We start from the raw sequence: 21,749 nt of genomic DNA on the forward strand, positions 1-21,749 counted from the left end.
CGGGCAGAATGGTGGAAACGCTCAACGACTGAGGAGATTGCATGACAGACAACGAGGTCAGCCCGCTTCCCGAGGCCTTCTACCTTCCGCGCGGCGAGGACGAATTCGACTCCACACGTGCGACGACGAGCCCGTGGGATGAGGCGATGCAGCACGGCGGCCCACCGGCAGCGCTGCTCGCCCGTGCCGTCGAACGAGTCCGTGAGGACGACGCGATGAGCATCGGCCGGCTCACGATCGACATGCTCGGCCCCATCCGGCAGGGTCGCATCCGCACCGAGGCGACCATCGTGCGTCCGGGCAAGCGCATCGAACTCGTCGAGGCGAAGCTCTGGGCCGAGGACCGCCTCGCCGTGACCGCGACAGCGTGGAGGATGCGGTCCACCCCGGAATCTAGCTCCGAGGTGGCCTCGACCTTCGACACGTCCGCTGTGCCGGGCCCGCAGGAACAGAAGTACTTCCCCGGTATCAGCCCCGACTGGGGGTATGGCCGTGCCATCGAGTGGCGCTTCGTCTCCGGCGGTCTCCAGGAACTCGGGGCGGCCGACGTCTGGGTGCGACCGCGCATCCCGCTCGTCGCTGGTGAGGAGACGAGCCCGATCCAACGCTTCGTCATCGCTGCGGACTCGGCGAACGGCGTCTCAGCGGCGGTGCCGTTCGGCGAGTGGACGTTCATTCCGCCGTCACTGTCGCTGACCTTCGCTCGCGAACCGCGGTCGGAGTGGCTGAACATGAATGCCCGCACCCACGTCGGCCCTGATGGGCGCGGTGTCACGGACGGTGATCTGGCCGACGAGCACGGATATGTCGGATCGGTGACCCAGCCGCTGCTCATTGCCCGGCTCTGAGGTTTCCCGCCAGTCATGGAATTCCTCGGACTCGTCCTCGTCGGCTGTCTCGTCGGCCTGACCACCGTGCTCTTCGGGTTCGGCGGCGGCTTCGTCACGGTCCCGATCATCACCCTCGTCGATGCGGATCTCGGACATGACACGGCACGGGTGGCGGCGGCCACCTCGGCGTTGGTGATGCTTGTCAATGCGATCGTCGCGACGGTGTCGACGAAGCGATCGACGCTCGCTCACCTGAACGGGCGATGGTGGCTGCTCGGGCTGCTCGCGCTGGGCGGGGGATTGGGGGCGTTCGCAGGACGATTCGCACCGGACACGCTGCTGCAGTGGGGGTTTGTCGCGTATATCGCGGCCACGGCCATAGATCTGCTCGCCCGGCCCGGATTCTTCCGGCGCAAGGCCGCGGTCGTCGATAACGTTGGCGAAGTCAGCGAGGGAGGCCGCGGTATCGCAGCGATCTGGGGTGTGCCGATCGGTGGGTTGGCCTCGTTCCTCGGTGTCGGAGGGTCGGTGATGACGGTGCCGATGATGCGCCGGTCCGGGGCGACGATGACCGTGGCCACAACCCTGGCCAACCCGCTGACATTGGTGATCATGAGCCCGGCCGTGCTCGTGACGATCCTGACCCCGGCAGCGATCGATGCTCCGGGTGTCGTCGGCTCGCTTGATTTGGTGGCGGCCGCGGCGCTGCTCATCGGCGGACTGCCGGTCATCGTGTTCCTGCGTCGCCGGGTGCCGAAGATCCCCGAGATCCTCCACGCCTGGGGCTACTTCGTGCTGCTCTTGGCGGCTGGGGTAGTCGTCGCCGTGGCGTGATGGGCGGGCGCCGACCGCGCACGCTAGCGTCGACCGCTCACCTCAGCCACATTCGTGTTTACCGACCGCTCACCTTAGCGTCGACCGCTCGCCGTATAGTTTGTGCGCTCGCCGCTAACTCGAGCGGTCGGCGGAGGTGAGTTGGAGAAAATGCTCAGCTGTCCCACCGGCGCCTGCGCAGGACGGGAGGCAAGCCGAAGTAGATCGGCGGACGTACCAATGCAGGACGCGGAGTTCCCGAGGAAACAGCAGGTGGTGAGGTCTTCGGCCTGGAGCTGTCTTCGCCATCTTCGCATTCGCTCGCCCCCAGCGTCCACGCGCTTTCCCAGCTGATGAGTTCGCCGGCGTGGCAGACGGGGTCGCCTCCGCTCGACGGCGGTTCGGCCCACATCCACAAGTTGATCCCGTACTCCATGAGAACCAGCTTGCTGCCGGACTCTCGTGAAGAATTCTCCTTGACCAAAGCCGCCCGCAGTGTCGCCGAGGCGTTCTCGAGTTCCGTCCACCCGTCCTGCCGATGTGGCAGGAACACCCACGTCCCAGCGGGGACGCGATTGGGCACTAGCCCTTCGGCGGCGGCGATCTCAATCGAGTCCCCGAACGCATCGAGCATTTCCCCGAAGCACGCACGGGCCACCTCGGGGGAGGGCGCGACGATGAGGAGGTGGGCCGCCTCGGCGCGCACCTCCTCCAGTGAAAGATGCGTGAACGGATTCGCACGCATCGTCCCGAGCACCTGCGTCCAGTGCCCCGGCACCATCCCATCGGCAAGGAACCCGCTGGTGCGCGGGCGCTCCTCATCGTGTCGCATCGAAAATCCTCCTCGCCGAGGCGGCCCACCGTTCCCTCCCATCATGCACCCACCCGTCGGTCGCGGAGGGGCGCTGGGAAGAAGACGGCCGGAGCGCGCCGAAAGCGGGCCACACCGTGGACTAGCAGAGCCTCGCCCTCGAAAGATGGGTCAGGAGAACACACCCCAGGCGACCACAATGACGAGAATGACTCCGGCCGACCAGACCCAGGGGCTGCCGAAATTGACGGTCCATCCCCAGCCGTAGCGCTTCGGAATCAGCGGAGCGCGATCTCGCATCGATGCGTAGAAAAGGCCCAGCTTCCAGTTGGAATCGTCCTGGCGGAGGGCCTCAACGTCGGGATCCTCGCTCATTGAGCATCACGGCTTTCCAGTTTTCGAAGACAAGTTCAGTTGACAGTCTATGCCCGTGCGCCGCATGTTCAGCGGCTGCTGTCCGATCAGTGTCCCCGCTCGCGATCTGGTGTTCGTCCGACCTGGTCATTCTGGCACCAAACCAATGTCGTCCGCGTATCTAACGAATGGGATACGTTCCGGCCGATCGAGTGCCACTGACGCTCTGCCGGTCCTACACTGATCGAAGTGGATCGAGCAGCGGCACTCGTGTCGGCTCGGTCCACGACCACGTCTGAACCATCTCGCTCCACTAGCGAGCCTGCACGCCTGAAAGTCCATGCCCTTGCTCTCTTCCTCACGCCGCACACTCGCGGCACTCGCGGCAGTCCTGTCCCTCGGCCTCCCGACCGGATGCGCCGAGGGTGGCCAACCGGCCGTTGATTCCGCCTCATCCAGCGCCGCCGACCCCACACCCGCCCGTGAGGCCCCGGAAGCGAGCGACGCTCCCACGGCATCGGCGGCAGGCGATGACGCCGACGAAGCCGGCGAAGAGGACGAAGGCCGCGCGGGAAGCGCGGCGACGGGCACCGCCTCGGCGATGTTGGATGAACTCACGGTAAAGGGCCGGGCACCGAAAACCGGGTACGACGGCGACCTGTTCAAATGGCGGTCGGACACCGACCACAACGGCTGCGACACCCGCAACGACGTGCTCCGCCGGGACCTCACGACCATCACCCTCAAGGCGGGCACCCGCGGCTGCGTCGTGCTGGCTGGAACGCTTGACGACCCCTATGCCGGTGACACCTACGACTTCGATCGCAGCGCGAACGCCGTCGACATCGACCATGTCGTCGCTCGCTCGAACGCCTGGCAGACCGGGGCTTTCAAATTCGACGAGGAGACGCTCAAGGAGTTCGGCAATGACCCGCTCAATCTGCTCGCCGTCGGCTCAAGCCTCAACCGACAGAAGGGCGACGGCGACGCCGCGACCTGGCTGCCGCCGAACAAGCAGTACCGATGCGAATACGTCGCCCGACAGATCACCGTGAAGCACAAATACGAGCTGTGGGTGGTCCCAGCGGAAAAGTCCGCCATGGAACGCGTGCTGGCGAAGTGCGATGACCAGCCCGCCTTCGCCGAGGATGTCGACTGGCCCGGCCCCGGCGACGGTGACAACGTCACCACGAAGGAAGAGACCCGCCCGGCGAAGCCGAAATCCTCGAGCTCGGGTTCGTCGTCGAGCGGATCATCAGGTGGCTCATCGAACTCGTCATCCTACTTCGAGACCTGCACGGCCGCCCGCGAAGCCGGTGCCGCGCCCGTTCGCCGAGGAGACCCCGGCTACGGGTCCCACCTCGACCGCGACGGCGACGGAGTCGGCTGCGAATAGCGGAGGCGTCACGCTCACATTCGCATGGAACCGAAGCGCGGACTGAGAGCGGTCGCCCTGACGGTGACCGCCTTGGCGAGGGGTGGTGTGCATGAGGTCACAGTCGCTCGGTAATCTGAAGTCGAACACCGTCGCAGCTGTGACTGCCGACGGCCGCCACGATCATCGACGATGAGGAGATTCCCATGTCCGGACTCGATACCGCCCTGACTCCGTTGCGCTTCCTCGAACGCTCGCTCGAGGCACACCCGGACCGGGAGGCGATCGTCGACGGGCCCCGCCGCTTCACCTATCGGCAGATGGCTGAGACCGTCCAGAACCTCGCCGAAGGACTCGTCCGCCGTGGCCTGAAGCCCGGGGACACGGTCGCGGTGCTCGCCCCTAACAGCGCCGAGGCACTCATCGCCCACTACGCGGTCCCGTTGGCCGGCGGCGTGCTCGTCATGCTCAACACCCGACTGGCGCCGCCCGAGGTCGAATACATCCTCGGCCACAGCGAGGTGAAATTCTTCTTCGGCGATGCCGGACTCCTCCAGCCGGTCATCGGTGCCGGGGCTGCGAACGCCGTCGAAACGATCGTCGTCCACCCCGACGAGAACGGCACCCCAGGTGAGGTGGCCGCCGCGGATCTCAGCGTGGAAGCCTACGCCGACTGGACCGCCTCGGCGCCTGAATCACCACGAGCCTACGAAGTCGAGGACGAAACGGCGACGATCACCGTCAACTACACCTCGGGCACGACGGGGCGGCCGAAGGGCGTGATGTACACCCACCGCGGGGCGTACCTGAACTCGCTCGGCGAGGTCATCACGCAGGACTTCCCGGCTCTGACCAAGTACCTGTGGACGCTGCCGATGTTCCACTGCAACGGCTGGTGCACGACCTGGGCGCTGACCGCGGTGTCGGGCACGCACGTGTGCATCCGAGCCGTGCGCGGGCCAGAAGCCTGGCGGCTCATCGACGAAGAGAAGGTCACGCGGATGGCCGGTGCTCCCGTCGTGCTCAACACCATCGCCGGGGCCAAGGAGGCCCACGACCTGGGTGGAACGCTGTCCATCACCACGGCCGGTGCCCCGCCGTCGCCGACGACGATCGCCCTCCTCGAGGGCCTCGGCATCGAGGTCATCCACGTCTACGGGCTCACCGAATCCTACGGCCCGTACTCCTCGTGCGAACCGCAGCCCGAATGGACCGGCCTGCCCGTTGAGGAGCGCGCGAAGTTGAAGTCCCGACAGGGGATCGGCATGATCAGCGCCGAGCGCATGCGCGTGGTCGAGCTGCGCGACGACGACGTGCTCACTGACGTGCCGCGTGACGGGGTGACGATGGGCGAGATCGTCATGCGCGGCAACAACGTCATGAAGGGCTACTTCAATGCGCCAGAAGCCACCGCCGAGGCGTTCCGCGGCGGCTGGTTCCACACGGGTGACCTCGCCGTGATGCACGAGGACGGGTACGTCCAGATCCTCGACCGTGCCAAGGACATCGTCATCTCCGGCGGAGAGAACATCTCCACGATCGAGGTCGAGCAGTCCCTCGTCGCTCACGAATCCGTCGCCGAGGCGGCCGTGGTCGGAATGCCCGACGAGAAGTGGGGACAGCGACCGTTGGCCTACGTCGTCCTTGCGCCCGGCAACGAGGTGGCCGAAGCCGATCTCATCGCATTCGTCAAGACCCGAATCGCCTCGTACAAGGCACCGGCCGGGGTCGAATTCGTCGACGAGCTGCCGACGACGTCGACCGGCAAGATCCGCAAGAACGCACTACGGGAGATGGCGGGGAGCTGAGGCCTACTCATGGATATATCACGAATGATATATATCTGTATGGTCGAATGGACGATCGAAGTCTCTCGTGAGGTGGTGAAATGACTGGAATCATTGAGTGACACTGACTTCCGGATTGCGGATCGACACCTGAAGAACCTGGCGGAGCATGGGACGGTGCTCGGAATGCCGCGTTCCAGAAGTCTCGGTGGAAGGTTGCACGAACTCAGATTCCAATGCCAGAACGTCGAAAGAAGGATTACGTACACATTCGACCCCGGACGGCGGGTCATCACGTTGACCACCTTCCGCAAACAACGAAGCAGTGAGCAGAAATAGGTCGCGAGAGCACGACTGGCATCGAGGAGGTGGCGGAGAAAATGAAGACACTTGATCAGATGCGTGAAGAACGTCTGGGCAGAATGTCAGCGAAAGAGCGCGCCGAATACGAGGCGGGCTACGACGACATCGATGCAGGACTCCGGATTGCCCAACTGTTCTAAGGTGAGCGAATCTCAATGGGACCGACTCAAGCAGAACTTGCAAAGCGCATGAATACGACTCAGGCGGCAATTGCTCGGATCGAAAACGGTGCAGTGATGCCCGGGACAGGGATGTTGGAGCGGCTGGCGCGTGCTGCCCGCAAGCGAGTCGCGTTGGTCTGATCTTTGGGCCTGGCCCTCTGGTGCCCTCAAGCCATCTCGTGCTGCGAGGTGACGATGAAACCGTCGCCCCGCAGCAGCTGAGATTCAGGCCGTTTCGAGCGGGAAGACCAGCAAGCTGCTCGTCGCCGTCGCGACGGTCTTGCCTGCTGCGTCGACGACTTCGCCCTCGGCGAAGGTGACCCGACGTCCCGGTTTGGTGACTCGGCCGGTGGCAACCAGAGGGCCGCTGTCGGCGGTCACGGGCCGCAGGTAGCTGACGTTGATGTCGATCGAGGTGTAGCCCATGCCTGCGGGAAGCAGCGAATGCGCGGCACACCCGAGGACCGAGTCCAGCAGGGTGCACACCAGCCCGCCGTGGACCACGCCGATGGGGTTGTAGTGGGATTCGTCGGGATGGCATGTGAAGGTCACCTTGCCCCGCTCCACCTCGGTGAGTTCCATTCCGATGTGTGCTCCGATGGGAGCGCCGGGAATCTCACCGTCGGCGATCTTCTGCAGGAAGTCGATTCCGTCGAGGAGGGGCATCTGCTTGAGGCTGATGGCCGGATCTCCCCAGGTCACGGTCGTTTCGCGAAGTTTCGGCTCAGCCTCGGTGCTCATCTCAGCTGCTCCCGTCGGGCATGGCGACGTTCTGGAGGCGCAGCTGGCCGCGTGAGATCTGCTTGCCGCTGGCCGAATCCGTGATGATGACCTCCCAAAGCTGCTGAGTGCGTCCCTGGTGAAGAGCGTTGCCCTCGACGTTGACGCGGGCTCCCGTGCTCGGGCGCAGGAAGTCGGTGGCGTTGTGGACGCCAACGGCGAATTCGCCGCGTTCTGCCACGGCATGTGAGGCGCCGATGCTGCCTGCACTTTCGACGATGGTCGTGTACACGCCGCCGTGGATGACGCCCCATGGAGTGTGGTGATTCTCGTCGAGTTCGGCATAGCCCCGCACCGAGGTGGCCGTCACCTCCTCGACGACGAAACCGGAAGCAGCGACGAATCGACTTGCCTTCTCCAGCGAGACATCTGGGGCCTGGGCGGCCTGGGCGTCATCAGTCATGTATTCTCCTTCGATCTGACTTGTTATTATGAAGTTAGCCTAGGGTGTCGACGACGGTCAACCGAAGGAGGGGGACATGGAATGGCTCGAATACGACTCCGCTGCCTGCTCGATCCGACGCAGCCTTGATGTCATCGGACGGAAGTGGACGCTGCTCATCCTGCGGGATGCGTTCAACGGCGTGCGCCGATTCGATCAGCTGCGCGACCACCTCGGGGTCTCCGACCCGGTGCTCGCCGAACGTCTGCGCACGCTCGTTGCGGACGGTCTCCTCGAACCCGCGACCTACAGCGAACCGGGCCGTCGGGCAAGAAGGGAATACCGACTCACTGATAAGGGCCGAGATCTCTATCCCGTGCTGATCGCCCTTCTTCAGTGGGGCGACAAACACTGCTCAGGGCCGGACGGCCCTCCGGTGCGCGTGACGCACCGCGACTGCGGCGAACCGGTCGAGGCGAAGGTCATGTGCGTGGCCGGTCACGAGCTCACCTCGCCGAGCGAAGGCCAGACAGCGCCGGGCCCTGGCGCAGAAGCGAGAGCGTAAGTCCTCCCGGCACTGGCGCTCTGGCGAATGCGTGGGCCGCTCACGCGTTGTTCTGGCAGCTCACGCGAAGAGCGCGAGACCGAACACGACGAAGATGATGAGGTGAGCGGCGCCTTGGACGGCGGTGATCTGTTTGCCGGCGAACCCGATGACGGAGACCAGGAGCGTGATCGCCAGCAGTGCGAGGTTGATCGGTGACTCGGCGAGTACGATCTGCTGATCAGTGAGCATGCCGATGACCAGGACCGTCGGTATCGTCAGCCCCACCGTCGATACCTGAGCGCCGTGGCAGAGGTTGCTCACGCGCTGGATCTCGCCGTTCCACGCCGCTCGCAGCGACGTCAGCGTCTCGGGCAGGAACACGATCATCGCAATTACCACCCCGGACAGAGCAACAGGAGCGCCGAGGCGGCCCAGGCCGTCATCGAGGAGCGTGGCCATATCGTGGGAGAGCAGCACAATTGGCAGCACAGTGGCGACGAGGAGGACCAGTCGAAGGACGATCTCCACGCGGTGGGTTGAGAGGATCTCGAGGATTCCGTGAGATGCGTCGTCAGCCTGGCCGGCCGCCTCGGGCCGGCTTGATTCGGACCGGTCGGCCGCCTCGGTGGGGGATGGCTGCGTCATTCCGGCAGTCGATGAGGCGCCCGCGGGGACGGCCCCGACGGGGGTCGCCTCGGTGAATTCGTGGGCCTGCGGTCCCATCTGTCGGTAGAGGAAGAAGGCGTAGGCGCCGACGGTGACGACGATGATCGGGATCTCCTGCCAGATCGCGTAGGCACCGTCGGGGGTGCCGATGAGGGCGGGCACGGCGAAGGCGAGGGCGGCGAAGACGACGATCATGACCAGGTAGTTCGAGACGCCCGTGCGATTGTGGGTGAGTGCGCCGTGGCGCAGTCCGCCGACGAGCAGGCACAGGCCGATGACGGCGTTGAGGATGATCATCGACACCGCCATCACCGAGTCGCGGGCGATCGTCGCGTGGTCGCCGGGGCCCAGCAGGACCGCGGCGATAAGGATGACCTCGATGAGGCAGATCGAAATTGTCAGCACGAGTGAGCCGTAGGGGTCGCCGAGGCGGTTCGCTAAGTGCTCGGCTTCGGTGACGACGCCGAAGGCGCAGATGAGGATGACCGCGACGATGACCACGAGTGCGGTCACGAGCAGCGGCAGGGGGACCGGCGGGGCAAGCAGAGTTCCCATGAATTGCAGGGCGATGAAGACGCCCCAGCCGAGGGCGAGTCGCAGGATTGCGGTCGGCGTGATGATTGAGCGGAGGGCGGCGGTCATGAAAGGTCTTCCTGTCTCTGAGGCCGTCCTCATCGTGAGTCTCACTCAGCCGGGTCGTCCCGACTGGTTCCTTCCTCTTTCAGGTTATCCAGGCCCGCCTGGCCCGGCAAATCCGGTGATCTGGGGCACCGGATGACCTGGGGCGCTGGTGCGGCTCAAGCGCGCCGTCGGCCAAATTGGGGTGCGCGTTGGTTGGCGCGAGCCTTTCGTTGGAGCGCACGTTTAGGTTCTGTATAGGTTCCTCTGAAACGACCACTTCCCTCGCTGTGAACTTCAGAGCAGAATGTACCGATTCGCTGGATCGAGCAGCCGCTACGGCACAATTGAAGTTGAGCAGCCCACGTTTGAAACAGTGCTGCTCGTCGTCGACCGTGCCGCTAGCCACCACGTTGCCGATCACTTCTGTCGCGCGCGGTCGACGAGGCTGCTCAGTGCTGATGTGTCGGAGCCGTTCCGCATAGCGTCGCGATTGCTGAAGGGAATGCCCGACTGCAGACCCCGCCCGCCGCAGGTGATCGCTTCGCCGAGCAGGCTCAATCCGATGCTCAGCGTCATGGGGCGAACGGCTTCTTCGGCGCCGATGAACTGAGCTCCGAAATGCAGGCCCAGCCCCGCCAGCAGGCTGCATGCCCAGATGATCATCGTCTTCGCCGTGTATTTCTGGTGGAGAGTCCCGTCTCGTTCGAAGAGGACCGTAGATGCTCCGCGCAGCATTCCGAAGCTGACACCGACCACCACCGAGGCAGTCAGGAAGGTGACGTTCGCGGGTGTCCAATGGCCGAATCCCCACAGTTCCTTGACGGCCAGTCCCAGCAGGATCAGCGGTGGAATTGCGAGATCTTTGGCGTCGACGGGCTCTCCGCGGAAGCGCCGAACGATGACGACGACGATGACGGCTATGACTCCGAGGGCGATGAGGAGGGGTGACATGGGTGATCTCCTTTGATGTTGTAGCAGGTGCGTGCTAAAACGATAGCACGTTGTGGCAGGGGTGTGCTATAAAAGATCTATGCCGAAATTCGTCGACCCTGTTCAGCGCCGAGAGCTCATCGCCGATGCGCTCTTCGCCATCGTCCTCAGGCAGGGACTCTCCAAGGTCTCGCTGCGGACGATCGCCGATGAAACCGGCTTGGCCATCGGTTCCATCCGGCACTACTTCACCGGCGCCGACGGGATCGTGCGTTTCGCGCTCGAGACCCTCGTCGAGCGTGTCGGAGATCGGCTGGAAGCACGACTGGCCGACATGCTTCCCAAGCTTGATTCCGGGAGCATCGATCACGATCAGGCCAAAGAGCTGACGGTCGATTTCCTCTCCGAGCTGCTGCCGCTCGACGAGACCCGCCGCCGGGAGTCAGTGGTCTGGCTGGCCTTCGAAGAGGAGGCGCGAACGACGCCGGAGCTTGCCGACGTCTTCGAGACTTCCGTGCGTGGCACCCGCGATCTCATGGTCCGAGTCATTGCGAGCATGAGTGCCCGCGGGGTCCTGCGCGCGGGCCTCGACGTTCAAGCTGAAGCCGAGACGCTCGCTGCCCTCATCGACGGGTTGACCCTGCGTTCGACGCTTCACCCCGAGGTCCTGGCCCCCGAGCGTGCTCGCGAGCTTCTGGCTGCGCACCTCGAGCGTCTGCGCGCCTGACTTTGGTCATGGGGCGCTTCACGCAGAGTTCGCATATTCAGACGGTGGGCGGATATCGCTCTGGAACGATCAGAACCCGTAGGCGGCGTCCCGCTCCTCTCGAATCGTGGCAAATGTGCGGGTGAGTACGACCGTGTCCTCGACGAGGCGGTCGAGGCGCTGGAGGACGTCATGGCTGACGATCTCGCCGCGGTGCAGGTCGCTTTCGCCGACGAACACATACGGCTGGACGACCTGCGCCTTCATGTAGCTGAGGATCGGCAGCAGGTGCTGGGCCGGAATGAGATAGTGCTTCGATGAACCGGCCGTGGCGATGACGCCGACGACCTTATCGAGGAAGGCGCTCGTCGGCAGCAGATCGAAGACGTTCTTCAGCGCTGCCGGGATCGACGCCTGGAAGATCGGGGTGCCGATGATGATCGCGTCGGCGTCCATGAGGTCCCGGGCTACCCGACCGGTGTCACCGGTGTACTCCGTGAAGTTCCGACCGTCGGCGAAGACCATGTCCACCTCGGCGAGATCGATGACGCTCACGGCGATGGTCGGGTCGTAGGCGGCGACCGCCTCGGCGAGATGATCGATCACGGTCCGGGTCTTCGTTCCGACGTTCGAGCCGGACAGCAGGACCATCTTCATCGGATGGCCTCCTCGGAGGAATCGAATGCGGAACCAGCGTATTCCGTCCCGGAACCGGCGGATCCGACTCCCGAGACCCCAGGTGCCGTGGCGGTGTATTTCTTGACGGCGGGCAGGATCTCGGTGCCGATGATGTCGATCTGGTTCATCACGTCGGCATAGGCCATCCCGCCGAAATCGACCTGTGCGAGATAGCGCTGATGACCGAAGACCTCGTGCTGGTGGAGGATCTTCTCGATGATCTGCTGCGGGCTGCCGATGTTCGCGATGGACGCCGGGTGGACGCTCTGCGCGAAATGCTGCTTGGGCATGCCCTGCCCGTTCGTGCGCTTCATCCCCTCGTTGATGTGCGGATACATCGCCCGCAGCGCCTCCTGCGAGGTCTCCGCGGCGTGGAAGAATCCCGCCGTGGCGATCGGCAGGGTCGCCGGATCGAATCCGGCATGCGCGGCCGCGCGACGGTAGGCATCGACGGTGCCCTTGAACACCGAGGTGGTCCCGCCGAGGTGGGCCATGACCATGGGAACCCCGGCCAGTCCCGCCTTCACCGCGCTCGCCGGTGCCCCGCCGACGGCACGCCAGATGCGCAGCGACTGCCCGGTGGGGCGGGGGAGGATCTCGGCGTTGTTGAGCGGTGCCCGGAACTGCCCGGACCAGGTCACCTGCTGTTCGCGGTTGATTGTGAGCAGCAGATCGAGCTTCTCCTCGTAGAGCTCTTCGTAGTCGCGCAGATCGTAACCGAGGAGCTCGAACAGGCCGACCCGGGAGGCGCGACCGGCGACGAGCTCGGCGCGTCCGCCGGAGATGAGGTCGATCGTCGCGAAGTTCTCGAACACCCGGACCGGGTCCGAGGTCGACAGGATCGTCGAGGAGCTGCCGATGCGGATCGTATCCGTGGCCTGGGCGATGGCGCCGAGGATGACGGCATGGGCCTGCGCGGCGAAGAACTCTTGGTGGCTCTCGCCGAGGCTGAAGAAGTCGAGTCCGGCGGCCTCGGCGGCTTGGGCATAGCCGATGAACTCGTGGATCCGCTGGCCTGCGTCGACGCGTGATCCGTCGTGCGGATCAGGCAGGTGATCGCCGAGGCTGTAGATGCCGAACTGCAGTCCCTGACCTCGGTCGAGACCGAATTCATGCATATAGTTCGGCCGTTGTGACGGCTGCGATTCAGTCGTCCCAGAATGCCGCGGTGGGGTGGTGTGCGGCTGCGCGGACTCGCTCAAGGTGTCTCCTCGTGACGGTGACGAAAATGTCATTTGCCATGTCAGCTGATATGGCTGCGGGATTATTCCCGCGAGTTCTCGCCGCGCTCCCGGCTGGTGTCATAGAGCTTCTTCATCAGTGCGTGCAGCTGCACTTTCTCGTCCTCGCTCAAGGAATCGTCGAACAGAGACGCCTGCTGTTCCTGCTGCGAGGGAAACGCGCGTTCGAGGAGTTCGCGGCCCTTGGGCGTTAGGGAGATGTGTTTGGTCTTCCAGTCCTGTTCGCGGGAGATCAGGTCCTCGGACTCGAGCCGGGCGAGCATGCGGGAGATTCCGCCGCTGCTGACGGTCAGTCCTTCGGCGAGAGCGGACTGCGTGATCGGTTCGAAATTGCGGATATGGGCAAGGGCTTCGAACTGGGCGACGGTGAGTCCGAATTGGCGCAGGTGCTCATTGGAGAGCTGGTTGCTGTTCTGGACGAAGCGGGCCATGCGCAGCCAGATGAGCGTGCTCAGACTGAGATCGTCCACCGCTTCTCCTTCTCCTGACTGCGTAGTGGCCGCCGGCGACTTAGTCACCGCGATTCGTCCTCACATTACCTGCGCTGCGCAAGACGGGGTGCGGACCGCGGCAAAGGTGGCGGCCACGGCGGGTGAGGTGGTCGCACTAGGTGGGTGGAATGGTCACAGAGAACTCAAGTGAGCGTGACCATTTCACCCACCTATGACTGCGTTTCCTGCAGGCTGTGCCGCGGTTCATCGGCGGGCGAGGGCGAACACGCGAAGTGCGCGCTCCGTCCGCAGGTTCAGGCGTCGGCGGCCACGGCGGGAGATGCGCTCGAGCGCTTACGTCCCTTGCCTGCCTTGCCGGCGAAGAGGAGGCGGTCGATGCTCAGACGGCCAGGACCTGCAGCGGCAATCAGCAGTGCGCCTGCGGCCAGGGAGGCGACGAGCTCCCAGCCTCCCTGATCGACGAACGGGGTCGGGATGAGGTGGACGATGATCAGGGCGCCGATGACGTCGGCTGCCAGCAGGAATCCGATGATGGGAGTGAGCGCGCCGAGGATGAGCAGTGCTCCGCCGATGAGTTCGACGAAAGTTGCGACCGGGGCCGCGATATCGGCCATCGGCACCCCCATCTGCGCAAACGAATCGCTCGTTCCGGCGATGGTCCACTCATTGAACTTCTGCCACCCGTGGGCGATGAAGATCGCGCCGAGGCCGATCCGGGCAATGAGAGTGATGATGTCGCGGGCAAAGGTCGGCAGTCCGGTCGTTGCGTACACGGTGATCTCCAAGATTGGTTGAAATTGCAATCACACGGTATGTGCCGAACATGGCAATACGCTGGCAACAACCGCCAACGATGCACAGCAGCGAGAGCAGTCCTCGACGATTCGTCCCTTGACTGGCCTTCTCCTCCCGCGACCCGGGGTCGTGCCGTCTCTGGTCATCCCCGACCGGAGTGGGACAATGGAGGCAGTGACCGTGCCTCATGGGTGAGCGCAGGGATCGCGGGCAGGCGCACGTACCAGATGTGCTGTCCACGGGTGCGATTGAAGCTAGTTGGGAAGAGGGCAGATAGGTGAGCGAAGAGAACGGCGAACTCCTCGGAGCGGGACGCAAGGCTGCGGTCATCATCGCCTCCACCTCTGCGGCCAGGGGGGAAGCCGCGGACACGACGGGTCCGATCCTCGTCGATTGGCTGCGCGGCCGCGGTTATGAGACTCCCGATGCGATCGTCGTCCGCGACGGCGAACCCGTCGGCGACGCACTCAAGCATCTTCTCGTTGACACTCCGGAAGCCGACCGTCCTCGCGTCATCGTCACCAGCGGCGGCACCGGGCTCGCGCCCGATGATCGCACTCCGGAGTTCACCGCCGAACTCCTCGAACGCCAGTCCCCTGGCCTCATCTATGCGATGTGGCGCAAGGGTCTCGAATCAACATCCTCGGCGGTGATGAGCCGCGGAGTCGCGGGAGTGCGGGGACGCAGCTTCGTCATCAACTTCCCCGGTTCGAAGGGCGGGGTCAAGGACGGAATCGCCGTCATCGATGACCTCCTCGAGCACATTCAGACCTCCGTCGAGGACACCACCGACCATGGCCCCCGGGTCTGAGAGAGGAACGAGACCATGCAGATGCGCAAGGCCGTGCGAGCCCGGGTCTATAAGTTCGACGCCACCGGTGAGATCTCGGCCGGTCCGGATTCCCTGGCAGGCGAGGAGCCGCTGGAGATCCAGCTCAACGGTGAGCAGTACACCGTGACCATGCGCACCGCCGGACACGACGTCGAACTCATCGCCGGTTATCTGCTCTCCGAGGCGGTCGTGACCTCGATGGACGATATCGAAGAGGTCAATTTCTCTGCCGGGCTCGCCCCCGACGGCAGCCGGAACTACAACGTCGCCCAAGTGCGTCTGGCTCCTGGGATCTGGAATCCCGAGACGGCGCCTGCCCGCAACGTCTACACCTCGTCGTCGTGTGGAATCTGCGGAACCGCGGCCGCGGATGCGGTGACGAAGACCTCCGCGTTTCCGCTCATCCCCGCCGCCTTTCATGTCGAGGACCAGGGGGAGTACGAGTTTCCGCAGCTGCTCTCCGCCGCCCGGATCGGTGAGCTGCCCGATCGACTGCGGCAGACACAGGAGATCTTCGACAAGACCGGCGGAGTCCATGCCGCTGCGCTCTTCGCCGTCGGAGACGACCCGAACGCGGAACCCGAACTGCTCGTCGGTCGCGAGGACGTCGGCCGGCACAACGCCGTCGACAAGGTCATCGGCTGGGCCATGGCCAACCGTGGCCTGCCGCTGCGATCGACCGTTCTGCAGGTGTCCGCGCGGGCATCGTTCGAACTCGTCCAGAAGTGCGCGATGGCCGGCATCCCGATGATGTCCGCCGTCAGCGCCCCCTCTGCGATGGCCGTCGATTACGGCAAGGACGTCGGCGTGAGCGTCATCGGCTTCAATCGCAGGGGCAAGTTCAACGCGTACTCGTATCCCGAACGCGTGGCCTGACCTCGCCGAGACGGCCCCGCCGTTCCGGTGCTAGATTCGCTGGCATGGACATCAATGACGATCCCACCAGCTTCACCTCCCGTCTGACCATCGCGCGGGCCCGTACCGAATGGGACGTGCAGACGGCTTTCCTCGACTCCTGCTCCTACGGTCCGCCTCCTCGGTGCGGATGGGATGCGCTGCAGCGGTCCCTCGACCAGTGGCGGGCCGGAAGCGTACCCTGGCCGCGGTGGGCGGAATCGGTTGACACCAGCCGCGAACTCTTCGGTCGCCTCGTCGGTGTTTCCGCAGATCAGGTGGCCGCCGGGGCCGCCGTATCGCAACTGCTCGCCCCGATCGCCGCAGCACTGCCCGACGGTGCGGAGGTCCTCATCCCCGACATCGAGTTCACCTCCGGTGTCTACCCGTTCGCAGTCCACGCCGACCGTGGGGTGCGGGTGCGCACCGCGCCGCTGAACACCCTCGCCGAGGCGGTCGACAAGTCCACGACGCTCGTGTCCTTTTCCGCCGCACAGTCTGCGACCGGCGAGGTCGCCGACATCCCGGCGATCACCCGCGCCGCACGCGAAGTCGGAGCGCTCACCGTCCTCGACGGCACGCAGGCGGCCGGATGGCTGCCGCTCAACGCCGCCGAGGTCGACTTCCTCGCCGTCGCCGCCTACAAATGGCTGTGCGCCCCGCGCGGGACGGCGTTCCTCACGATGCCGTCGCAGTTGGCAGCCGCCGACGAATCCCACCCAGACCGTGCGGAGTTCTTCGACCGACTCAAGCCTCTGGCGGCGGGGTGGTTCGCAGCCGGGGGAGCAGCCAGCTACGGGATGCCGATGCGCCTGGCCGACGGTGCTCGCGCCTTCGACATCTCACCGGCCTGGCATTCGTGGGTCGGCACGGCTCCAGCGCTCGAGCTGCTGCTCGACGTCGGCGTCGACCAGATCCACACCCACGACCTCGCTCTGGCCAACCGTTTCAGAACCGGGCTCGGCCTCGCAGAGTTGAACTCGGCGATCGTGTCGATCGACCTCGGGATCGTCGACCGGGCCTGGCCTGGTGCCGTCGATCGACTCGACGCGGCCGGAGTCAGGTACTCGCGGGCCGGAGGAAATATGCGCTTCGGATTCCACCTCTACAACGACGAGGCCGATGTCGATACGGCGCTCAACGCTGTGACTTCGTGACAGGCGCTGACTTCTCTCCTTCCCGGTCGCCCGGCCGAATTGATCTCGGGGTCTCGAGCACAGGACCACTCATGTCCATATGCTCTCGGGCTTCGGCAAGGGAGTCGCGGCGCTGAGCCATGAGGAATTCGGTAACACAGCCATAACAATCGGCCGACTGCCGTCAGCCGGTGGGCAGCCGACCGGCCCCGCTGACCGGGGCAGAACCTCTTTTGTGAATGATCTGCAACATTCAACAATTTCTACTTATGGGGATCGGAGCGCGGACTCGGGGCTAGTCTTGCTCTTGGCGTTGTTTCTGCATGAACGGGAAGGGCGCGACCGACAGATTGCTTTCGCATCACTGCCGCTGAATGCGGAGATGCCGATACCGAGATGGAGTGACGATGACCTACACGCTGCAGGCCGTTGAGAACTCGGCTGAGAAGGCCAGCCTGATCAGGCGGCTCCGCACCGGAGCCCTCATCGTCATCTTCGCCTCCGTGCTGTGTGGATTGCTGGCATGGAATGAACCGCACCCGGTGGCGGTGGCGCTCGCCGTTCTCGTCGGCGGTGCCGGAATCCTCGCCATCGACATCGCAGTGGCTTACCGGGCTTTGGTGCGCCGGTCGAAAGGCTGAGTCAGACCCGCACCCGTTCTGCCCTCAAAGCGCCGTGTCACCGCAGTCACGCCGCTCCTCAGACGCCGCCGCACCCTTCGTCGGCCTCCGGCTAGCATGCTGACTTGAAGCATCCCGGCGACAGGAGGTGAGCAATGGCCGACCATGGCCGGAAACCGGATCAGAAGCCCCCTGGCATCGGTCTGCTCACCGTCCTCCTCGGCGCCGTCGCCGCCGGGCCCATCATGCTCTACGGTCTCAGTGCCACGAGCGATTCGGTCATCGCCGAGCTCGGCATCTCCGAAGCCCACTTCGGCCTGCTCGCCACCACCTGCTTCGGCGCCGCCGCGATCGGCAATGCCACCCTGGGCCGCCTCGCCGACCGGCATTCCGACCTCTCGCTCATGGCGTTCATCTTCGTCCTTGCCACGCTGGCTCTCGTGCTCGTGGCCGTGCCCGACGGGTTCTGGATGTTGCTTCTGGCCGCCGCACTGTCCGGAATCGCCCAGTCCTTTCCCAACGGTGTGACCAACCGGATCCTCCTCGAACGCGTCCCCGACACCAAACGCATCGGCTGGGTCGGCATCAAACAGTCCGGGGTCCAGGTCAGCCAGCTCGTCGCCAGCCTCGCCTTCCCCGTCCTGGCACTCGGTATCGGGTGGCGCGGCGCGGCCCTGGCCGTCGCGGTCATCCCGCTCATTCTGCTCGCGATGACCTGGTCATCCCTGCGCACCACACCGCTGCTGACCGCTCCGAATCCCACAGCCGACACCTCCGCCGAGGCGTCCGGCCGTACCACTGACACCACCCAAACCGGCACCACCGCCGAGGCGGCTCACCCCGACCGCGAACCGGCATCCGGCCGTCCGGCCAAGCACCCCGGCATGGTGTGGGCGTTGGCGCTGTTCGGCCTGATCAACGGCATCGGCGTACAGGCGACGAACGTGTACATTCCGCTCTTCGCCGTGCGTGAGATGGGCTTCAGCCTCGTCCTCGGCGGTGCCACGGCGGCACTGGCCGGTGTCGTCGGAGTCATCGCCCGAGTCACCTGGGCCAGGCGCATGGCCAAAGGTGCATCGGGTCCGCGCCTGCTGCTGGTCCTCGCCCTCATCGCGCTGGCCGGAGCGGTGCTGTTCCTCATCGCCGACGCAGCCGGGTGGGCGCTGCTCGTCTGGGTGGCAGTGGCCTTCCACGGAATCTCTGCGCTCGGTGTCTCGGTGGTGCTCATGGCTGCGCTCATGCGAGCGATTCCGGCTGCCTCGATGGTCTCGGCCAGCGGCATGGTCACGGCCGGAATGTTCTTCGGCTTCGCCCTGGGGCCGTTGCTCATGGGCGTCATCGTCGGCTCACCCGGTGGGTTCGAACTCGGCTGGGTCACCGTCGGCGTCACCTATCTGCTGTGTACGGTGCTCGCTCTCGTGCTCATGCGCGTGAATTCACGGGCCCGGCGATAACGGCATGGGGAGATGCGCGCCGCCCGTCGGCAGTGACCGGCTCCCAGCGCGGGGCTGGCGGATGGTGCAGGGTTCGTAGCGTCCCGGGCTCGTCGAGTCAGGTCAACTGCAGGTGCAGCAACGGGTATGGTCGCCCGGCGTCGTCGGTTGCGCTGCGCCGGACCACCTGGAAACCGCGACAAGTGTAGAACTCCACGGCTTGCCGATTCTGTTCATTCACGTCGACGTACCTGACGCCGTGGTTGTTGATCGCGTGTCTGAGAAGTCTCGTCCCGATACCGGTGCCGCGGTGCTTCGCGTCGATGAACAGCATCTCCAGGTTTCCGTCGAGGACGCCGGCGAATCCCACCGGTCGACCATTCAGCTCCGCGACGGTGAGCGAAACGGCGGGGAAGTAATCCGACTCCAGTCGGGATTCGATCTCATCGCGGTCCGCATCGGCGAGGAATTCGTGAGTCGCGTCGACCGCGCTTCGCCAGATTGCGACGAGGGGCGCAAAGTCAACTGGTCCGCGTGACGGCCGAACGCTCAGTTCACTCGTGTCGAGGTCCGGGTGCTCATTCATGCCTCGATTATGTCAGGGGGAACGCTGGATGGCGTTCGCGCCGGGTGACCTTCCCCGCGTCGGCCACCCGGCCTATAATAGAACGCATGTACGAAAATGAGGGTGCCGGATTGGACGGTGAATCGGAGTACCAGCCTCCGGCGTGGATGATCCGCTACCGAAACTTCAAAACTCTGTGCTCCTATGTCTGTGGCGAGTTCATCCGCTTCTATCTCACCACCGGCTGCGATCAGATCAGCTACACGCATTCTCAGATCACCGAGGGGCTGCCGAACTACTCGTGCCGCCTGACCTCCGTCGACGAGGCGGTCCTGCTGCTGCCTCTCGACGACTGGGCCGAGCGGATGGATGAGGTGCGTCCCCTGGTGCGGGCGTGGCTGGGAGAACATTCGGACCTCAAGGGGTGTCAGCCGGAGAAGTCGCACTATCAGGGCGACCGCTATTGGTTCACCCGCTGGCAGGAGGCCAACCCGTGGTGACAGACGGAACCGGTAGAATCCGAGCATGCGCAAACGTATGATCGTGTTCGTCGTGGCGGCCTTGGCGGTGCTCGGGCTCATCGCCAGCATGCTGGGCGGCGTTCCTGCCTGAGTCGCTTCCCGACGCAGACATGGCCGACGAGAAGCGACTCGAGTGTCGCTTCGGGGCCGATGCGGATCCGTGCGCCGGTTCCTGACGTGGAGGGTGTCAATGACGGCGAGGACATGCGCTTGTCCTCATGAAACAGGACACCCACCATGCCTCGTCAACAGAACTCTGCGGAAGCGCGGTCCTCTTCCACGTCACCCCGACTCGGCCCCACAACACGTCGGCCTGTCATGGCAATTGTGGGGCTCGCGTGTCTGGCAGCACCGCGAGTGGTGCTCCATGATCTCAACTTCATCGAAGAAGGCACTTTCGTCAATGCGCTGTTCGTCCTTCTGCCCCCGCTCGTCTGGACTGTCACGGTTCTGATCGCACGAGTGCCGAAACTTCTCATCACTCTGCTGGCAGTCGGGCTCTCCGACCGGACTCAGGAACGCCGCCGGCGTGAACGGTCAGTGGCTGACGCCGATCGGTCAGGGACTCGGCTGGCCGCCATTGACGTTGAGGGTCTCACCGATGACGTAGCTCGACTCCGACGAGGTGAGGAAGACGTAGGCGGGAGCCAGCTCCGTCGGCTGCCCCGCCCGTCCGAGCGGAGTGTTCTTCCCGAAGTGCGGCAGGGCGTCCTTCGGCTGGCCGTCGGAGACCTGCAGCGGAGTCCAGATCGGTCCCGGGGCCACAGAGTTCACTCGGATTCCCCTCGGTGCGAGTTGGGTGGCCAGTCCCTTGGTGAAATTGTTGATTGCCGCTTTCGTCGACGCATAGTCGATGAGGTGGGCGGACGGCGAATACGCCTGCACGGAGGTGCTGTTGACGATCGTCGATCCGGGCTCGAGATGCTCGAGCGCGGCCTGGGAGACCCTGAACACGGCGTGGATGTTCGTCCGGAAAGTGTCTTCCCACTGCTCATCCGTGAGGTCGGCGATGTCTTCGACGGCGATCTGTCGCCCGGCGTTGTTGACCAGGGCGTCGAGTCCGCCCAGCTCCTCGGCTGCCCTGCGGACGACCTCCCGGCAGTAGTCAGGATCGGACAGGTCTCCGGGCAGAGGTACGGCCTTGCGACCGGCACGGCGGATGACCTCGCAGACGTATTGGGCGTCCTCCTCCTCGGCGGGCAGATAGGCCAGGGCGACATCGGCCCCTTCCCGGGCGAAAGCGATTGCTACTGCGGCTCCGATACCGGAATCCGAGCCGGTGATGAGCGCCCTGCGCCCGCGGAGCCTGCCGGTGCCGGTGTAGCTGTCCTCTCCGCGATCCGTGCCCGGGATGAGGTCCGCGTCGAGACCCGGCTCCGGTTGGTCCTGCTTCGGCGGCGTGATTTCGGGAAAGCGAGTGGTGGGGTCCTGGAATGTCAGCTGGTCGATCATCGTC

27 protein-coding genes are annotated in these 21,749 nt (G+C 64.9%); 15 read left to right on the top strand and 12 right to left on the bottom strand.

The genetic code is table 11. The annotated features are described in order from the left end of the window. Positions 1-41: 41 nt before the first annotated feature. Together D3I60_RS18240 and D3I60_RS18245 are read left to right on the top strand one after the other, a co-directional pair. Positions 42-848, top strand: coding sequence for a thioesterase family protein (locus D3I60_RS18240; protein WP_262778231.1), 807 nt, complete (start codon positions 42-44; stop codon positions 846-848). Between the two features lie 15 nt (positions 849-863). Continuing rightward, entirely contained in the window at positions 864-1,664 is an 801-nt protein-coding gene (locus tag D3I60_RS18245; protein WP_262778234.1) for a sulfite exporter TauE/SafE family protein, read from the top strand. A 154-nt stretch (positions 1,665-1,818) separates the two neighbouring features. Here D3I60_RS18245 and D3I60_RS18250 read toward each other — a convergent pair whose 3' ends face one another. Then, complete coding sequence (locus tag D3I60_RS18250) at positions 1,819-2,475, bottom strand: hypothetical protein (protein WP_262778235.1); 657 nt, start codon at positions 2,473-2,475, stop codon at positions 1,819-1,821. A gap of 150 nt (positions 2,476-2,625) precedes the next feature. Continuing rightward, complete coding sequence (locus D3I60_RS18255) at positions 2,626-2,829, bottom strand: DUF5808 domain-containing protein (protein WP_262778237.1); 204 nt, start codon at positions 2,827-2,829, stop codon at positions 2,626-2,628. 319 nt (positions 2,830-3,148) lie between these two features. Between D3I60_RS18255 and D3I60_RS18260 the strand changes: the two genes are divergently transcribed. From D3I60_RS18260 to D3I60_RS19425, 5 genes are all read left to right on the top strand, one after another. Next, positions 3,149-4,204, top strand: coding sequence for a GmrSD restriction endonuclease domain-containing protein (locus D3I60_RS18260; RefSeq protein ID WP_262778239.1), 1,056 nt, complete (start codon positions 3,149-3,151; stop codon positions 4,202-4,204). 185 nt (positions 4,205-4,389) lie between these two features. Then, entirely contained in the window at positions 4,390-5,991 is a 1,602-nt protein-coding gene (locus tag D3I60_RS18265; RefSeq protein ID WP_262778241.1) for an AMP-binding protein, read from the top strand. Positions 5,992-6,084: 93 nt separating this feature from the next. Continuing rightward, entirely contained in the window at positions 6,085-6,309 is a 225-nt protein-coding gene (locus D3I60_RS19420) for a type II toxin-antitoxin system RelE/ParE family toxin (protein ID WP_369415544.1), read from the top strand. A 41-nt stretch (positions 6,310-6,350) separates the two neighbouring features. After that, positions 6,351-6,473, top strand: a complete 123-nt coding sequence (locus tag D3I60_RS18270; RefSeq protein WP_262778242.1) for a hypothetical protein — start codon at positions 6,351-6,353, stop codon at positions 6,471-6,473. A gap of 15 nt (positions 6,474-6,488) precedes the next feature. Next, a complete protein-coding gene (locus D3I60_RS19425; protein ID WP_369415546.1) occupies positions 6,489-6,635 on the top strand; it encodes a helix-turn-helix domain-containing protein in 147 nt (48 codons plus the stop codon). An 84-nt stretch (positions 6,636-6,719) separates the two neighbouring features. Here the strand turns inward: D3I60_RS19425 and D3I60_RS18275 are convergent, their stop codons facing one another. Both D3I60_RS18275 and D3I60_RS18280 read right to left on the bottom strand, forming a co-directional pair. Then, positions 6,720-7,235 (bottom strand): PaaI family thioesterase, encoded by a 516-nt coding sequence (locus D3I60_RS18275; RefSeq protein WP_262778244.1) that lies wholly within the window; start codon positions 7,233-7,235, stop codon positions 6,720-6,722. Position 7,236: 1 nt separating this feature from the next. Further along, positions 7,237-7,677, bottom strand: a complete 441-nt coding sequence (locus D3I60_RS18280) for a PaaI family thioesterase (protein ID WP_262778246.1) — start codon at positions 7,675-7,677, stop codon at positions 7,237-7,239. 76 nt (positions 7,678-7,753) lie between these two features. On the opposite strand from D3I60_RS18280, the gene D3I60_RS18285 reads away from it, so the two are divergent. Continuing rightward, entirely contained in the window at positions 7,754-8,221 is a 468-nt protein-coding gene (locus tag D3I60_RS18285) for a winged helix-turn-helix transcriptional regulator (RefSeq protein ID WP_262778248.1), read from the top strand. A gap of 60 nt (positions 8,222-8,281) precedes the next feature. On the opposite strand, the gene D3I60_RS18290 is transcribed toward D3I60_RS18285, so the two are convergent. Together D3I60_RS18290 and D3I60_RS18295 are read right to left on the bottom strand one after the other, a co-directional pair. Continuing rightward, positions 8,282-9,511, bottom strand: coding sequence for a calcium:proton antiporter (locus D3I60_RS18290; protein ID WP_262778249.1), 1,230 nt, complete (start codon positions 9,509-9,511; stop codon positions 8,282-8,284). Positions 9,512-9,907: 396 nt separating this feature from the next. Next, positions 9,908-10,441: a hypothetical protein gene (locus tag D3I60_RS18295; protein WP_262778251.1), complete on the bottom strand. Its 534-nt coding sequence runs from the start codon at positions 10,439-10,441 to the stop codon at positions 9,908-9,910. Between the two features lie 79 nt (positions 10,442-10,520). Here D3I60_RS18295 and D3I60_RS18300 point away from each other — a divergent pair, with 79 nt between their 5' ends. After that, positions 10,521-11,147 (top strand): TetR/AcrR family transcriptional regulator, encoded by a 627-nt coding sequence (locus tag D3I60_RS18300; RefSeq protein ID WP_262778253.1) that lies wholly within the window; start codon positions 10,521-10,523, stop codon positions 11,145-11,147. Positions 11,148-11,216: 69 nt separating this feature from the next. Here D3I60_RS18300 and D3I60_RS18305 read toward each other — a convergent pair whose 3' ends face one another. The 4 genes from D3I60_RS18305 to D3I60_RS18320 form a co-directional block, all read right to left on the bottom strand. Continuing rightward, entirely contained in the window at positions 11,217-11,783 is a 567-nt protein-coding gene (locus D3I60_RS18305) for an NADPH-dependent FMN reductase (RefSeq protein WP_262778255.1), read from the bottom strand. Then, positions 11,780-12,922 (bottom strand): LLM class flavin-dependent oxidoreductase, encoded by a 1,143-nt coding sequence (locus D3I60_RS18310; RefSeq protein WP_262778258.1) that lies wholly within the window; start codon positions 12,920-12,922, stop codon positions 11,780-11,782. The genes D3I60_RS18305 and D3I60_RS18310 overlap by 4 nt, the downstream gene beginning before the upstream one ends. Positions 12,923-13,068: 146 nt before the next feature. Next, on the bottom strand, positions 13,069-13,515 hold the full coding sequence (locus D3I60_RS18315; protein WP_262778260.1) for a MarR family winged helix-turn-helix transcriptional regulator: 447 nt from the start codon (positions 13,513-13,515) through the stop codon (positions 13,069-13,071). 275 nt (positions 13,516-13,790) lie between these two features. Further along, positions 13,791-14,270 carry a DoxX family protein gene (locus D3I60_RS18320; RefSeq protein WP_262778263.1) on the bottom strand — a complete coding sequence of 160 codons (480 nt, stop codon included), beginning with the start codon at positions 14,268-14,270 and terminating at the stop codon, positions 13,791-13,793. 299 nt (positions 14,271-14,569) lie between these two features. On the opposite strand from D3I60_RS18320, the gene D3I60_RS18325 reads away from it, so the two are divergent. The 5 genes from D3I60_RS18325 to D3I60_RS18345 all read left to right on the top strand — a co-directional run bounded on the left by D3I60_RS18325 (position 14,570) and on the right by D3I60_RS18345 (position 19,228). Beyond that, positions 14,570-15,103, top strand: a complete 534-nt coding sequence (locus D3I60_RS18325; protein WP_262778264.1) for a MogA/MoaB family molybdenum cofactor biosynthesis protein — start codon at positions 14,570-14,572, stop codon at positions 15,101-15,103. 15 nt (positions 15,104-15,118) lie between these two features. After that, entirely contained in the window at positions 15,119-16,000 is an 882-nt protein-coding gene (gene fdhD / locus D3I60_RS18330; protein ID WP_262778266.1) for a formate dehydrogenase accessory sulfurtransferase FdhD, read from the top strand. Between the two features lie 44 nt (positions 16,001-16,044). Then, the gene (locus D3I60_RS18335) at positions 16,045-17,175 is read left to right on the top strand and encodes an aminotransferase class V-fold PLP-dependent enzyme (RefSeq protein WP_262778269.1); all 1,131 of its coding nucleotides are present in this window, start codon (positions 16,045-16,047) and stop codon (positions 17,173-17,175) included. Between the two features lie 386 nt (positions 17,176-17,561). Further along, a complete protein-coding gene (locus tag D3I60_RS18340; protein WP_262778273.1) occupies positions 17,562-17,795 on the top strand; it encodes a hypothetical protein in 234 nt (77 codons plus the stop codon). A 134-nt stretch (positions 17,796-17,929) separates the two neighbouring features. After that, positions 17,930-19,228, top strand: a complete 1,299-nt coding sequence (locus tag D3I60_RS18345; RefSeq protein WP_262778276.1) for an MFS transporter — start codon at positions 17,930-17,932, stop codon at positions 19,226-19,228. 97 nt (positions 19,229-19,325) lie between these two features. Here the strand turns inward: D3I60_RS18345 and D3I60_RS18350 are convergent, their stop codons facing one another. Next, positions 19,326-19,793, bottom strand: coding sequence for an acetyltransferase (locus D3I60_RS18350; protein ID WP_262778279.1), 468 nt, complete (start codon positions 19,791-19,793; stop codon positions 19,326-19,328). Positions 19,794-19,879: 86 nt separating this feature from the next. On the opposite strand from D3I60_RS18350, the gene D3I60_RS18355 reads away from it, so the two are divergent. Continuing rightward, positions 19,880-20,272 (top strand): hypothetical protein, encoded by a 393-nt coding sequence (locus tag D3I60_RS18355; RefSeq protein WP_262778281.1) that lies wholly within the window; start codon positions 19,880-19,882, stop codon positions 20,270-20,272. A 579-nt stretch (positions 20,273-20,851) separates the two neighbouring features. Here D3I60_RS18355 and D3I60_RS18360 read toward each other — a convergent pair. After that, positions 20,852-21,745, bottom strand: coding sequence for an SDR family oxidoreductase (locus D3I60_RS18360; RefSeq protein WP_262778284.1), 894 nt, complete (start codon positions 21,743-21,745; stop codon positions 20,852-20,854). Positions 21,746-21,749 lie beyond the last annotated feature (4 nt).

Source organism: Brevibacterium permense (genome assembly GCF_025506275.1).
In the GTDB taxonomy this organism is placed as follows: domain Bacteria; phylum Actinomycetota; class Actinomycetes; order Actinomycetales; family Brevibacteriaceae; genus Brevibacterium; species Brevibacterium permense_A.